7 protein-coding genes are annotated in these 15324 nt (G+C 44.3%); 5 read left to right on the top strand and 2 right to left on the bottom strand.

The window, feature by feature from the left end; all coding sequences use genetic code 11:
• Position 1 precedes the first annotated feature (1 nt).
• On the bottom strand, positions 2 to 997 hold the full coding sequence (locus tag FN815_RS15080) for a LacI family DNA-binding transcriptional regulator (protein WP_142455486.1): 996 nt from the start codon (positions 995 to 997) through the stop codon (positions 2 to 4).
• A gap of 465 nt (positions 998 to 1462) precedes the next feature.
• Here FN815_RS15080 and FN815_RS19175 point away from each other — a divergent pair, with 465 nt between their 5' ends.
• The 5 genes from FN815_RS19175 to FN815_RS15055 all read left to right on the top strand — a co-directional run bounded on the left by FN815_RS19175 (position 1463) and on the right by FN815_RS15055 (position 13398).
• Entirely contained in the window at positions 1463 to 4282 is a 2820-nt protein-coding gene (locus tag FN815_RS19175) for a T9SS type A sorting domain-containing protein (protein ID WP_246075316.1), read from the top strand.
• Between the two features lie 110 nt (positions 4283 to 4392).
• Positions 4393 to 7110 (top strand): TonB-dependent receptor, encoded by a 2718-nt coding sequence (locus FN815_RS15070; RefSeq protein WP_185957320.1) that lies wholly within the window; start codon positions 4393 to 4395, stop codon positions 7108 to 7110.
• Between the two features lie 6 nt (positions 7111 to 7116).
• Positions 7117 to 10497, top strand: coding sequence for a fibronectin type III domain-containing protein (locus FN815_RS15065; RefSeq protein WP_142455483.1), 3381 nt, complete (start codon positions 7117 to 7119; stop codon positions 10495 to 10497).
• 23 nt (positions 10498 to 10520) lie between these two features.
• On the top strand, positions 10521 to 11561 hold the full coding sequence (locus FN815_RS15060; RefSeq protein ID WP_185957319.1) for a PorV/PorQ family protein: 1041 nt from the start codon (positions 10521 to 10523) through the stop codon (positions 11559 to 11561).
• A 106-nt stretch (positions 11562 to 11667) separates the two neighbouring features.
• Positions 11668 to 13398 (top strand): peptidylprolyl isomerase, encoded by a 1731-nt coding sequence (locus tag FN815_RS15055; protein ID WP_142455481.1) that lies wholly within the window; start codon positions 11668 to 11670, stop codon positions 13396 to 13398.
• Between the two features lie 40 nt (positions 13399 to 13438).
• Here FN815_RS15055 and FN815_RS15050 read toward each other — a convergent pair whose 3' ends face one another.
• Positions 13439 to 15322: a family 16 glycosylhydrolase gene (locus tag FN815_RS15050; RefSeq protein ID WP_142455480.1), complete on the bottom strand. Its 1884-nt coding sequence runs from the start codon at positions 15320 to 15322 to the stop codon at positions 13439 to 13441.
• Positions 15323 to 15324: the final 2 nt, after the last annotated feature.

Below are 15324 nucleotides of genomic sequence, written 5' to 3'. Positions count from 1 at the left end.
TTCAGGCAGTTTCTCGCTCCACTAAATCTACCGGAATCAGGCTTAGAGTGCCGTTTTGTGTATGTTTTTTGGCAATGATGTCTTTAAGTACTTTAAAAGTTTCTTTCCCCAACTCAGAAAATGAAGTGTTTACGGCGGTTATTGGGGGGTAGCTTTCCCTGCACATAGGAGTGTTATCGTATGAAATTAACGCAAGATCTTTTGGGACCTGTAGGCCATCATTTTTAGCAGCTTCTAAAAAACCTTTGGTCATTAAATCGTTAGTTACAAAAACTGCTTTGGGCCTGTTGTTTAGCTCTTTGTACTGTTGATAGGCATTTACTCCGCTATCAAACATAAAATCCCCGGTGGTTTCCCAGCTTAGCTCATACCCTGATTGAGCCAGGTAATCTTTAAAACCATTATAACGGAACCTTGACTCAGCTTTCTCGAAAGGGCCTTTAACAATACCAAAGGAGCTATATCCTTTAGTTATAAAATGTTCAGCCGCAAGATGACCGCCGCTATAGCCGTCAAAGGTTATAGTGGGTACTACCGGGCTCTGTATCATTGCGTTTGATACCATCGGCAGGTCACTGACAATATTATTAAGCAGGTTATGATAGTCTTCCTGGTTCATTTCCGGCATAAAAAGGCACAATCCATCGATTATCTGCTCATCAAGGTCATTAATGGTTTTAATGAGGTGATCTTCATGGTCTACTACATCAATCAGGGAGAGCTGAACATTGGTTTCTCTTGCTGCTACACTAAAACCATAAAAGAAAGAAGCATAGAATTCGCCTTCCCTGAAATCGGTGACTAAAGCGATATGCAGGCTGCCACTGGAGTAAATAGGGATTTTTGACTTGGAGAAAGGGTAGCTGAGTTCTTCAGCAATTTTGATGATCTGCTTTTGCACTTCGGTACTGATGTTTCCGCTGCCATTTAAAACTCTCGAAACAGTTGATATCGAATATCCTGACTTTTCTGCAATGTCTTTGAGTGTAACTTTCATGAGTAATTTGATAGAGGTTTACTTCCTGTGCATGTGTTTAGGAAAGAGGAGGTCAATAAAATGTAATATAAATGGTAGCAAGGTCAATTAAGTCCTTGCATGGTAATAGGTTGGGTTTGTATTGGAAAAAGTGAAAACCCATTGTGAAAAAATAACATGGCTAACCTACGCGAATATTTTTACCGAATATAATGCAAATATTTGATAGAAATTTTCCTAAATATCTCACTATGGGATGTCTTTACTTGCCACTCTATAGGGTTATACAGAGGTGAAGAACTAATAATTACCGTAAGTAACTGTAAAAAAAGCATATTTATAGAATATTTTCGTGAAGGTTGAAAAATATGTACGCAAATTAACGCAAAATATTTTCTAAAATTTGCATCAGACTTATCGAAAAAGTACATTGGGTCAGCTTTAATAAAAGCGCTTCTCTAAAAATTTTAACTCAATAAGATGATTATGAAAAAAGCTACAATATCCAGATATCTGATGTTCTGCTTTGCTTTTGCATTGTTTATAGCAGCAAAGCCTGCATCAGCCCAGGATAATATTATCGTGGATGGTGATTTTGCTGAGGATGAACTTCCCGCAGCATGGACTACATACATTCATGCAGATGCGGGAGTTTCTGCTCAGGTTGGAGTAACGGACGGTGAAGCTGCAGTAACAAGTATCGAAGGTGCAGGTGGTGCAACCTGGCATGTACAGTTCAATCAGATTTTAACCACTGATCAAATTGGAATGCTGGTGCCCGGTGAAGTATATACCGTTCAGTTTGATGCCAGGTCGAATGTGGAAGGCCGGCCCATAAGGATGTTTTTTGGAGAAGACGGGGGGAGTTTTACTGCTCTCGCAGCTAAGGATACTACCCTTACAACCAGCATGGAAACCTACACTTATAAAGTGGAAGTGACTCAGGCCTTTTCTGCTATGAAGCTGGGTTTTGAGCTTGGATTGAGCAACGATGATTTCTACCTTGATAACGTTGAAGTTTTAAGTAGCGGGGAACCGCTTCCACCAAATCCTGAATTTGGCGACAACAAAATCTTATTTGTCGAAGGACCTAATGTCCTGATTCCCGATATCGATGGTGAAGTAGTGGAAGATGTGGTTGAGGAAGGCAATCTCGTACATCGTATTACCGGAGGTGCGTTTTTCCAGCTTGGATATTTCTGGGATATGGGCGGTTCCGGCGGAATTGATTTTACTCAAAACATGGCGGATGTGGATACGGTTTACTTCAGAATTCGAATCAATCCGGCCGATCATACCGATGCAGAAGGAAATTTACGTTCTACCGGTAGCCTTGTGTTAGCCGATGTTACCAATGGAACCAATAGTAATTTACAGTGGGGTATTTCCTATCCTTTTTCGGGTGAATTATATGACAATGAATGGCATGAGCTAGCTATTCCATTACCAAAGCCAACGATTGCGGAGCATGATTCTGCCAAGAAAGGTCTCGATCTGGATGGAAATCCATTACCAGAAAGTGAGCAGTACAGTGAAGAGCAGATGAACTGGATATTTCCTACAGCCTGGAATGGTGAGGCTGATATCTCTCCGAACGATCCTGAGTTGGGTGGAGATCCTGAATGGGAAAACCTCGGCCGCATTGCATTAAGCTTGGGCAACAATCAGAGTGGAACCTTTTATGTAGATGATTTTTATGTAGGCTCCAAATCAGCCACCGACTTAAGCGAAGCTACAAGTCTGCCTGATTTGCCAGGCAATGTTTCTGCAACTGCTGAAAATGACAGCGTTCGCATAAGCTGGGAGCATGATTCCAACTCCAATATCTATAACTACGAACTGTTCTATAGCGGCAGTGAAATTGCTGATATTGAAGACGAAGGCGTTAAATTTATTGGAAGCTTCAGAACAACGGATGATCTTGAATTCGCTCATTTTGTGGAACGACCTCATCCCTCCGTTTCGGGGGTTACCTATCACTATGCGGTAGTACCAACTACTCAGTACAGTGTTAAATCATCCACTAATTTTGCCTCAGAAAGCGTAGTAGCTTCTGGTCAAAGCATGCCTTACATCTTTGAACTAAGCGAAGAGCAAGAGCTGCAAATTATTTCTGATCTGGAAAGTGGCACTATCAATGCTGAAAGCTGGCCTACCGACGAATACAAGCCTTTTGAGCTAACTAGTGACGAAGCAGATGTAAGTGAGGCAGACGCTTCTGCAAAAATATGGATGGCTTTTGGTCGTGCTGAAGGCTATCAAACCTTGTATATCTACACCGAAGCCATGGACGATGATATATTAGCAGGTCCGGCAAATGCTCCTTCTGATATGCTGGGAACTACCATTTATCCCGATCCGGCCAATGAAGCAACCTGGATTCCAACTATTGCTGATGAAGATATTGATCTGGAATGGAATTACTATCTCAAAGACCAGCTTAAAATTCACTTTGGAACCTATGATGTAGACTTCGTAACCGGTACGACCAATGAGTTCCGCAGCCGTGGTGAAAAGCCAGATTACTTCTTGTCATTACAGCCTAAAGTAAGCCCTGATGACCTGGAAGCCGGACCGGATGGAATGCTCACCCGATTCTGGGTTACCGAACATAACTATGAAGACCCAGATGTAGTTTATAATACCTTGTACTATAACAGTAACCATCAATTCACATTCTCTTCTCTGTATGAAAACATTATGCAAGGAGAAACTCGTGTAGGATGGAAGGCTATGGTCGCATTCGATGTGTCTGACTTATTGGTCGCCACCGATGGTGGAAGCCCTATTGATGCACCACTCGAATTCCCCTCGCAAGACGAGCTGAAATACCTGCCTATTAGTTTTGAACTATGGGATAAAGACAGCGGTGATACCGGCAACTGGTGGGAAAATCCTTCTCATGTGATTGCCTATCCAACAGCAATAGCCGGCGGCGGTAACAACGAATGGGAAGATGGTTTAAGCTCATTGGGTACTGTGGCCATGGCAGGAAGTGGTCTCCCAACCAGCAATGAAGTTACACCGGGCGAAACCCCAAGAACCTTCAGCCTGGAACAGAATTACCCGAACCCATTTAACCCAACCACCAATATCGCCTTTACCCTGCCTAAAGCGGCAGAAGTAAACCTGACGATATTCAACATCCTGGGGCAAAAAGTGGCTACCCTGGTGAATGCTAAAAAGTATGCATCCGGAAACCACAAAGTTCAATTTGATGCAAGTTCACTGAGTTCTGGCATGTATGTATACCGGCTGGAAGCGGGAAGCTATATTAGTACTAAGAAAATGATGCTGATCAAATAACAGTATAAATTTGCTAAGAGGGCACGTGAAGGTGCCCTCTTTATTCAACTAACTACAACATTATTTACATGGTTCTAAAAAAACGAACAACTGGTATTTTCTTAGTACTCTTGCTTTTACCGTTTGTTGGATTTGCTCAGAGCAAAGGAAAAATAACGGGGAGTGTAACCGATGAAAGCGGAGAGCCTCTGGTTGGCGTTCAAATAATATTGGAAGGCACAAGCCGGGGTACCATCACGGAACCCGATGGTTATTACAGTTTGATAAATGTAGATCCCGATATTTATACTCTCGTTTTTAAATACATTGGCTTTGCAGATGTACGTGTAGAAAACGTAGAGGTGATTACCGACCGTACTACGGAAATCAGTACCACTATGAGAGAATCGGTGATTGAAGGGGAAGAAGTAATTATTACAGCAGAACGGCCCATCGTTGAAAAAGATCGCACGACCACTACTTCATACGTAAGTTCTAAAGAGATTGAGAACCTCCCGGTTCAGTCAGTAGGCGAAGTTGTAAACCTGCAGGCTGGGGTAGTAGAGGGACACTTCAGGGGCGGCCGTATTGGAGAGGTTGCTTATGTGGTGAATGGAGTGCCCATCAATAACGCCTATACCAACAGTGCCGGTTTTGAAATTGAACAAAATATGGTGTCAAATCTGGAGGTAATCAGCGGGGTTTTTAATGCTGAATATGGACAGGCTCTTTCGGGCGTAGTGAATATTACCACCAAGGATGTGCCTTCGGACTGGACTTTCAATATTAAAAATTATGCCAGGGCTATAGCAAGTAACAGAAAACTGATTTTCCTTGATCGTGAAGGGGGACCGGGTTCTGATTTAAGTTATTTAGATTTCACAACCGAAAAGGTGCCTTATTACGAAGTGGCAGGCATTCCGAACCGGCTAGATTTGCAGTTAAATGCCGGAGGCCCCATCATTCCCGGTAAATTAGGGTTCCAGATAACCGGCCGGTATGTAGATGATAAAGGGACACTTTTTGGTAAAGAATTATTTAATCCCTCTGACTCATCTTCCTATTTGCAGTCATCGCCTCCGGGCGGATATACCGATCCTGAAAATCCAGAGAACGACTGGATAATTGAATCTACCGGTAACGGAGATTATGTACCGCTAAGTGGCGGAAAACGATATTCCATCAATGGGTCGCTGACCTATAATCTCACCGGAAAAACGAAATTAGATTATAATGCTTTCCTTCAGAATGGAGAAAGTACCTACTTTGCCCACGATCGTAAATACGTTCCTGATGGAAGAAATACTCAATATTCCTATAATCAGACCCATATTCTGAGCCTTCGTCAGGCTTTTTCATCTAAAACATTCGGGAATCTTTCCTACAGTTATTTGCGCTCTGAAGCAGAGAGTAAATTATACAGTGATGTGTTAGATGACCGGCTGGTTCGGCCAAGATATGGACAACAAACGGGAGCATATGCATTTGCTATTGGAGGCAATGATTTAGGCTACGGAAACGACATCACCCAAACCCATACCATTGTGGGGAGCCTTACAAGCCAAATAAACAGGGTGCACCAGGTTAAAATGGGAGGGCAGGTTCGTTTGCATGATGTATCAAGTAACAGCTATGGTATAATCATTGATTCCAGCACTGGTTTTGAACCGGAGATTAATCCCAGCAGAGATCCCGGAACGGGCTTCAGAGATCTTGATGTGAACCCGGTAGAATTTGCGGCTTACATTCAGGATAAAATTGAGTTGGATAACATCATCATCAACGCCGGGATCCGTTTTGACTATTTTGATCCGGACTTTGTAGTACCCAAAAATTATTCCTTGGGAGGGCAGGAGGTCATCCCCGATATAAACAACCCGGCTGATTCTGTATCCAACCGGAAGCCGGCTTCGATCAAAACTCAGATAAGTCCACGTGTAGGTATTGCGTTTCCCATTAGCGAGACCGGCGTGGTACGTTTCTCTTATGGGTTATTCTTTCAAACTCCTTCGTTCAACAGCATATATCTGAATCCTGAATATTTTGTACTGGAAGGCTCATCTGTTACCAGTTTTGGGAATCCCAATATTGATCCTGAGCAGACTTCGACATTTGAAATTGGATTGCAGCAAGGCCTAACCGAGGACATTGGCCTGGATCTAACCTTGTTTACCAAAGATATCAGAAACCTGACGGCCACGCTGATTGAACGTAATCAAGCCACTTCAGGGATTGTAACCCGACCCGAAAACCAGGATTATGGCACCGTCCGCGGTTTCACCTTGTCGTTGTCCAAGCGGCCGGTAGGTGCCATCCGCTGGAATGTGGATTATACGCTGCAATTTGCAGACGGAAGTGCCTTCATCTCTGGTAATAGCCAATTAAGGCGCGAGGCCGGTCTTGATGATATTACGGTACTTTCCCGGCTGGGATGGGACCGAAGACATGTACTGAATAGCGTGCTTACCTATGTGCCTAATAACAAAATCAATATCACACTGGTGAATCGATTAAATACCGGTCGCCCCTATACCAGCGAGAGATCTGGAGTCCGATCATATATCCCCAATAACGTGAACCGGCCTACCACTTTCTTATCTGATTTGAGAGCGTATTATACCTTACCCTGGCAACAGGCCCAGCTTATTTTGCAGATTGAGAATATATTCGATTCCAAAGCTCCGCAGGAAGTATATGCAGATTCCGGCAGACCTGATTTTACCCGGGATGAAATTAATGCCCGCCAGGGACGGCTTATTGGCCTCAATACCTATGATGACTGGTTTACAAGACCAGAGTTTTTATCAGCTCCCCGGAGAATTACTCTGGGATTAAGTATCAATTTTTAGCATCTAATGAAGTCTATGTTCAAGAAGTATTGGTCATTATTTATCATTGTATTAGCAGGGCTTACCATCTTGCCCTGGGCCGCGGAAATACAGGCTCAAACTACGATCCCGGATGAATACCGTGGCGATCCCGACTGGATATCGAGAGGGGTGATGAATGGTAACCTCATCGAAACCAATTACCGGAATACCGGGGAAATGGCTCGCTGGGGAGATATCCCTCATGGCATCTGGCCGCGTTCTATTGGTGGCCGCCATATAGATGGTATTGGATTGTTTATTGTAGGAAAAGTGCCCGGTGAAAGAGAAAAATGGCAGGAATTTTATCCCGGTAAACGAGATACCACCTTAAGTCCGGTTGCAATTAATTTCAGGGATACGGGGCAGAGAAGAAGTCCTTCGGGAGACTTATGGAGTATGCAGCCCGTTGAAGGATTCTTAAACAGAAATCGGATTAGCCCCATCAGCGGGTCTTTCCAACGTATACCGGCCATCAGTAACGACAGCAAAAGCTGGCCGGATGTATGGCCGGATAAATTGAACAATCCCAACGATCCCGGTTGGTCAGGTTCATGGAACGGGCTTTTCGGTAAGGGAATCCTGAATGCTGACCTTGAATCGTACTATGTACTGGACGATTTAAATAACCGGGGATATCAATTGGACCCGGAAACAGGCAACCCTTTTAGTGAATATGGCGTGTATTACCCGGACCCAACCGACTCTACCAAAGGCGGATTAGGACTGCAAATTGAGGTACGATTGCTTCAATGGGCCAACGTGTTGGCTGAAGATGTGATGTTTATGCTTTATCGTATTTCTAATGTGGGGCAAACCCAGCACGACAGCCTCTTTTTTGCACAAGGCAATGACTATGGATTAGGCGGTGATAATGATGAAACAGATGATAATGCAGCCTTTAACGCCCAACTGGATATTGCTTATGGCTGGGACAGTGATGGCCTTGGTGAGCTGCCCAATGGAGGTTCCTATGATGTAGGATATACGGGTTTTGCATTTCTTGAAAGTCCCGCGGCTCCCTTCGATGGACTTGATAACGATGAAGATGGTATCGCGGATGAAAGACGTGACTCTGGTGCCGGGATGATGATTGAAGGACAAAGTGCCATCAGAACTTACATCGAAGGAAATTATGACGTGCTTAACTTTGAGCGTTTTTATGGCCCCATTGAACAGCTGCCCGCCTATCAGGCCGGTTTATTCTGGACCGGGGATGAAAACGGCAACTGGACTACCTTCGACGATGCCAATAACAATGATCGGTGGGATCCGGGAGAATTCTTAAATGATGATACCGGTGTTGACGGTTTGGGACCTAATGACCTGGGGTACAACGGCCCCGATTTTGGTGAAGCCGATGGTATTCCACAGGAAGGCGAAAGAGATTTTGACCGTCTGGATATCAACGAATCAGACCAAATTGGATTAACTGGTTTTGAGCTGGGTATTCGCTCTAACTATGAAAACACCATCATGGCAGAAGATCAGTTTATTTGGGAAAGTGTGAAGGAGAATCTGTTTGGGGAGATTGGGAAAGAACCGGAAGTACTCAATAACAACGAACCATTTATCATGTTTACTTCAGGTCCGGTAGTGCTGCCGCCCGGGGTTAGTGATTATTTCTCTTTGTCGTGGTTGTTTGGTGAGAATGAATCTGATTTTTTCAAAAACCGCATCACCGTACAAAATATATACGATGCCAATTACAACTTTGCCCAGCCTCCATTCGCCCCAACTTTAACGGCTATCGCTGGCGATGGCAAGGTAACGCTTGGGTGGGATTCGGTATCAGTTGCAAGCTTTGACCGGTTTACCCAGGAATTTGATTTTGAAGGATATAGGCTCTACAAAGGTACCAATAATATCTTAAGTGATGCTCGTACCATAACAGACGTAAACGGAACGCCAACCTTCTATAAACCACTGGCCCAGTGGGATCTGGTAAACGGCGTCACCGGAACCTTGCCGGTTTTAGACAATACAGCATCCTACGATTTGGGGGATGATACCGGTCTCCAGTTTTTCTATGTAGATGAAGACGTGACCAATGGGGTAACTTATTACTACGCTTTGGTTGCATACGACCGTGGAGTAGTGGATTCGACGGGTAAAGTGGAAATTGATCCACAGGAAAACGTTTTCAACTTCGGGGTTGACCAGTTCTTCAACCTTACAGGCTCGTCCCAAAATGCCCGTGCTGTGACGCCGAGAGCGAAACCGGCAGGATACATTGAAAGCGGGACGGAAGAAGACCTTAGTAGTGTTACAGGTGGAGTAGGTACAGGATCCATGTCAGTTACCATTGTAGACGAAGAAGAGGTGAACTTCGGAGATACCTACAAAGTGCAATTTCAGGATTCTGCCGATACCCGCGACAGCCCTGAGTTTTATACGACTGCTTTTTATGACTTAATCAACATGACCAGAGGGGATACCTTATTGCGCCATCGAGGGATGGAAGAATCTTCACCGGTTTCAGAAGGCATTATCCTTCAATTTCAGAATGATCTTGAAATAGGATATGACCTGAGCAGGTCTGGCTGGATTGGCAACTACGGAGAAGAGAACGAACAGTACAATTTTGATCCCCGCCGTGTAGATGGCTATGAAACCAATTGGGTGGCAGAAATTGAGGTTAACGATTCACCGAATGGCGTACGTACGCCGGACAACTTTGAGCTTCGGTGGTCGGATGAAGACATCTATTATCCACCGCGTTTTCAAACTGCCACCTATTTGAGAGATTCCCTGAATGTGATTGCGGTGAACCTGAAAACCGGTGAGTTGGCAGAGTTATTGATTCTGGATCATAACGAGAATGAAGAGTTCGATTATGCCGATGAACTGATCATTATGGAGCAACCTTCGGCTGCCGTGCGGCTTTTACGCCATAACATAAACTTCCGTCTGCCAGCCGGAGAAAGCTCGGTTCCTCCTGGAGAGGGCGAAGTACTGCGGATTGCAAACCGGAAGCCTTTTGCTACCGGCGATTTCTTCCAGTTTACCACTTCAAGAGCTTCTGTTGATGAAGAAAGAGCGGCGGATGAACTCAAGGATATCAAGGTGGTTCCGAACCCATATTTATCCTATTCCTTATATGAGCCAAGAGTTAGTAGTTCGCTGGAAGGACGGGGAGAACGCAAAATAAAGTTCATCAACCTGCCCCAGAAGTGTACGATCAGAATTTTCAATGTCCGGGGCGAGACCATACAAACCCTGGAACATAACACCAATACCAATGACGGCGATCTTGACTGGGACCTGCGCACCAAGGATGGTCTGGACTTGGCCTACGGCGTGTATGTGTATCATGTAAAAGCCCCGGGAATAGGGGAGATGACCGGTAAATTTGCAATTGTAAAATAGATTAGATGTTTAGAAACAAAATCATGAAAAAGTCATTGCGTAGCTGTTTGTTGTTTGTCTTTATCGTGCTGTTAGCAGCCGGAGAGGCCATGGCCCAAAGTAAAGTTGGTACCACTGCCGCGCCTTTTTTGACCTTGGGAACCGGTTCACGGGCTTCAGCATTAGGCCATGCTTATACAGCTTCAGCTCGGGGCGTAGACGCACTGTTTTGGAATGCATCAGGCATTGCCATTCCCCACGAAGGCAAACGCGGAGGTGTATTTCTGACGAATTACAAAATGTTTGCAGACATTGAATACAATGCGCTGGGCATCACCCTTCCAATAACCGAAAAAGGCGTAATTGGTATCAGTGGGGCCATGTTGGATTACGGAACCATGGAGGTTACTACAGAATTAAACCCAAATGGCAACGGAGAGTTATTTGATGCGGCAGATATGGTATTTGGTATCAGTTATGCCCAACCGCTCACCAGTAACTTCTTTATCGGCGGGCAAGCTAAATATATCACCCAGCGCATCTGGGATATGAACGCCAACACGGTGGCGGTAGATATTGGTCTTACTTTGATCACCGACTACATCAATGGACTCACTCTTGCGGCTTCCATCCAGAATTTTGGTGGACAAATGCAGATGGATGGTATCAATGTTCGGGATACTTACGACCCGGATGAAAACTATGAGGGAAATAACGAACGGGTTTTTGTTCGAAGAGAGACCCAGGAATGGAAGCTTCCACTTTCTTTTAAGTTTGGAGTGATGGTCCCGGTGATAAAGGATGAGTATTATGAGCTTCGGTTAATGGGAGAATCACATCAAACCAACGATCAGTATTTGAACGGAGACTTTGGCAGTGAGTTCGTATTTTCAACCAATTCTACAAATTTCTATGTGCGTGTAGGCTATAAAGATTTGTTTATTGATGATGTTGATAATCATTTGAGTTACGGAGCCGGCCTGGATATGGCATTAAGCTCATTGCGGGTAGGATTTGATTTCGCAATTGCTCAGCAAAATTATCTTGAAAATGTACGGATGATAGATTTCAGGATTTATTTCTGATTTGTTTTTAAGCCTTACTATTCATCATCAGTAACCAGCATTTCTGACATATACGCCTAATCCAGCTTTCAATAATAATAAAGCGCGAATAAGAATTATTTTCTATATGAGAACAGCAATCTATTTAGTCCTGATCTCACTGTATATCTGCTCATGCGGTGATGGGCAGCCTCAAGCTCAGCAAAGTTTTAGTGAAGGGCCGGTTGTAGCGATTGTTAATACCGATACCGTCAGGTCTCATTTTTTTGAAAAGGCGTATATCGAACACCTGATCAACACCGGTGCCAACGATACCCGGGAAAACAGGTATCGCTTTCTGCAAAAGCTACGGGATGAATTGTTATTAGCCCAGCAGGCGCAAGAATTTAATGTATTGGATGAGGCCTTTTTCGATTATAAAGATCAGGTACGTCGCCTTTCTATAGCTGACCGCTTTTATTCATCCTCTTTCCTGGACACGCTGTCGTTACCCACCGAGGAGCAAATACAAGCGGCTTTTTATAACAGCAAAATTAAGCTGCATGTTAGCCATCTTTTCTTTACGAATCAGGAGAAAGCCCATCAAGCCTATCAGCGCCTGGAGGATGGGGAGAAATTTTTAGATCTGGCAAATGAGATCTATCATCTGTCTAAATACGATTCTACAGCCGGTTATATAGGGGAGATAAGCTACTTTAATGTAGATGATGCCTTTGGAGAGGCCGCTTACCAGCTGAAGGCCGGTGAATATTCCGAACCTGTACGCTCACGGCAGGGCTATCATATTATTTATGTAGATCACCGCATTGGAAACCCGCTGATCACTCAATCAGAATTTGAATACAAAAAGAGGGGGATCACAGGACTCACTAAAAATCGCATTAAAAACCTGAAAGGGGACGCTTTTGTGCAGACCTACATGCAGAGCCTGGACGTGAAAGTGGATCAGGAGGCGATACAGCAACTTTTTATGGCTTTACAAAACCTAAAGCCTCAACAAACAAATAATCCACTGAATCGCAGTGATCAAATACAGTCTTACCCCAGTACTTCAGAAGTGCAATCGGTAAGAGAAGACCTTACCCCCGGAACAATATTGGCGAGTTATCAGCATCTGGGAGAAGAAAAATACTTTACTGCCGAAAATTATGCGGACTGGCTAAAAACCATCCCTATGGAAGAAGCTCGTACGCGAACAATGGCTTCCGTGGGCCGGGCTTTGAGGAATCAAGTGTTTTATGAAGCGGGGATGGAGCAAAACATTGGGGAAGATCCTATTGTAGCAAATAATGTGGAATACAAAACTACTTTTTATAAAGCATACCGGGTAAAAGAATACCTGGCCAATCAACCGGTACCTGAGATATCTGAAGAAGAGCAGAGAGAAGCATTTGAAGGTTTGGGAATGAATACCATAACCAATAAACGGTTTACCGGCTGGATAATAAATGCCGGAGATATTGCAGGCGCAAAACGCATAAAGGAACGAATTCAAGAAGGGGAAAGAACTCCGGCATCGTTTGATGGATATAAGCAGTACCAAAATGAAAAAGCAGAAACCTTTGGTACACTCAGTTCTCACATCTTCAGAGCTCCAATGGGAGCGCCAGTGATTGTAGGAAGCAATGACACTTTTTTTGTTTTGTATGTAGAAGACCGGGAGCAGAAGGAAACCTCTTTTGAGGAGGCAAGGGAAGAGTTGCTCGCTGAAATGAAACGGTACTACAATGTGGTGAATAAGTTAAAGCAATTGAGAGCTTCATCAACAACCAAAGTAGATACCGCTTCCTTTGAAAAGCTTATGGATCATATGGATGATCCTGCCTTACGAGGCAATTCAAAGTACCTCTGGCAATAGTTCGTAGTTCCTTAACCAGGAAGAACTGTTAGTAATGGCCTTATTTCATCAGAATCATTTTTCTGGTAATCACTGTGGCAGACGTTTTAAGCTGGTAGTAATAGATCCCACTGCTTAGATTCTGTGCATTAAAACGCACCGAGTGAGAACCTTCATGGAAGCGCCCAGAACGCAAGGTTTCAATATGCTGGCCAATGCTATTATAAACAGCTAAATGTACACTCTCCGCTTTACTTAAGTTGAAGGCAATTTCAGTGGAAGGATTAAATGGATTGGGATAATTCTGGGCCAATGTAATGGAGGCAGGGAATGCTTGAGAAGGATGCTCGGTGGAGGTGCTTTGGGTGAGCGTAGCTTTCAGGTAGTCGGGTTGCACCCCGCCAGCGATGCTAATGAACATTTCCAGCTCGTGTGTCCCTTCTTCAAGCTGTTCGCCGCTGATGGTCTTGATATGATAGTTTTCTCCTTCCCTGCTTGAAATCCGGTTAAAGTAAATCCATTCCTTACCGTCAAGCTTGAAGTCAATTCGGGCAGAACCTTCTCCGGGTACCGTCCGCAACTCAATATCATAGAGTCCGGATTCCTCGATCTCCAGCTGGTATTTGGTCCATTCTCCGATCTCGGTATTGGAAATCAGGTAATTGCCTGATTCATTTTCGTCGGGGATGATATCCACCGCTTCGGTGGTGCGGAAGTCATTGCCTGAGCCATTACCCAGGTTGGTATCGGGGGTGGTGTCATAATAGGAAACATCCAGGCCTCCGTAATCATACCACTCCAGTTGCAAGGTGCCGGGAAATTGGGCCGGTTCTTCTCCAAAAGATGCCTTTTCACAGCCACTGCCCGCTACAAGGGTAACTTCACCTGAGTAGCTTGAGATGCCATTATCATTGTCGTAGGCTTCGATTTTTAAGGGATAGCAACCGTCTATTTTGGGAGTCCAGGTGGCGGTATACGGGGCTTCGGTATCGATGCCTATTCTTTCATCGTTGATATAAAAACGCACCCATTCCACTTCACCATCTTCATCAGTCACGTCGGCTTCCAGCTCAAAGGCTTCTAAAGTTTGAACGGCTTGAAGGCTATCGTAAGTTGCTATAATCACCGGTTTTTTGTTGATGTCCTGATATACCCGTACATAATCTACTAAGACTTCGTTACGATTGGGGGTTGAAGCGTCCGGCTGTTGGTCACCCAGGAAATTTCCGCCAATTGCCAGATTCAAAATGAAGTAAAAGGGCTGATCAAACGGATAGTAGTTAGTTTGAGCTAATATTTCTTCACGGGAAAGCTGGAAAAATTCCTGATCATTGATAAACCAGGTCATCATGGAATCAGTCCATTCAAACTGAAAGAGTTGGAATTCTTCCGAAAAAGAGCCGGAAGGTAAGTCATAGTCGGAGCCGATATACCGTCGGTCGGCATTTGCATTGCCGGAGCCTGGTGGTGCTACACTGGAAAAATGGACGGTGCCTGAAGTTTGGCTGGGTAAATGTCCCCGGTATTCCATAATGTCAATCTCGCCACTGTAAGGCCATCCTATTTGTGAGATATCACTGCCCAACATCCAAAAAGCAGGCCAAAGTCCTTTGCCTTCGGGGAGTTTGGCTCGGATCTCAACCCGTCCATATTGGAATTCAAATCTATTATCAGACTCAATGCGGCCGGAGGTCCATTTTCGTCCACCAAAGTTTTCTCGCAATCCTACCAGGTGTAACATGCCATCATCAAGGTACACATTCGTATCACGCGAGGTATAATATTGATGCTCCTCGTTATAAGCCGTACGATGCCATTTAATCCAGGTATCTTCATCCAGCTCTTCCTGGTTGAATTCCTCGCTCCAGCTAAGTTCGTATCGCTGGGCTGATGCCAAACTATGTAATGCAAAAAGAAAGAAAAGTAGAAAGGATAGATATTTCATTC

The organism is Gracilimonas mengyeensis (assembly GCF_900182705.1).
In the GTDB taxonomy this organism is placed as follows: domain Bacteria; phylum Bacteroidota; class Rhodothermia; order Balneolales; family Balneolaceae; genus Gracilimonas; species Gracilimonas mengyeensis.
Note: the sequence above shows the minus strand (reverse complement) of the source record. Positions and strands in the feature narration are given on the sequence as shown.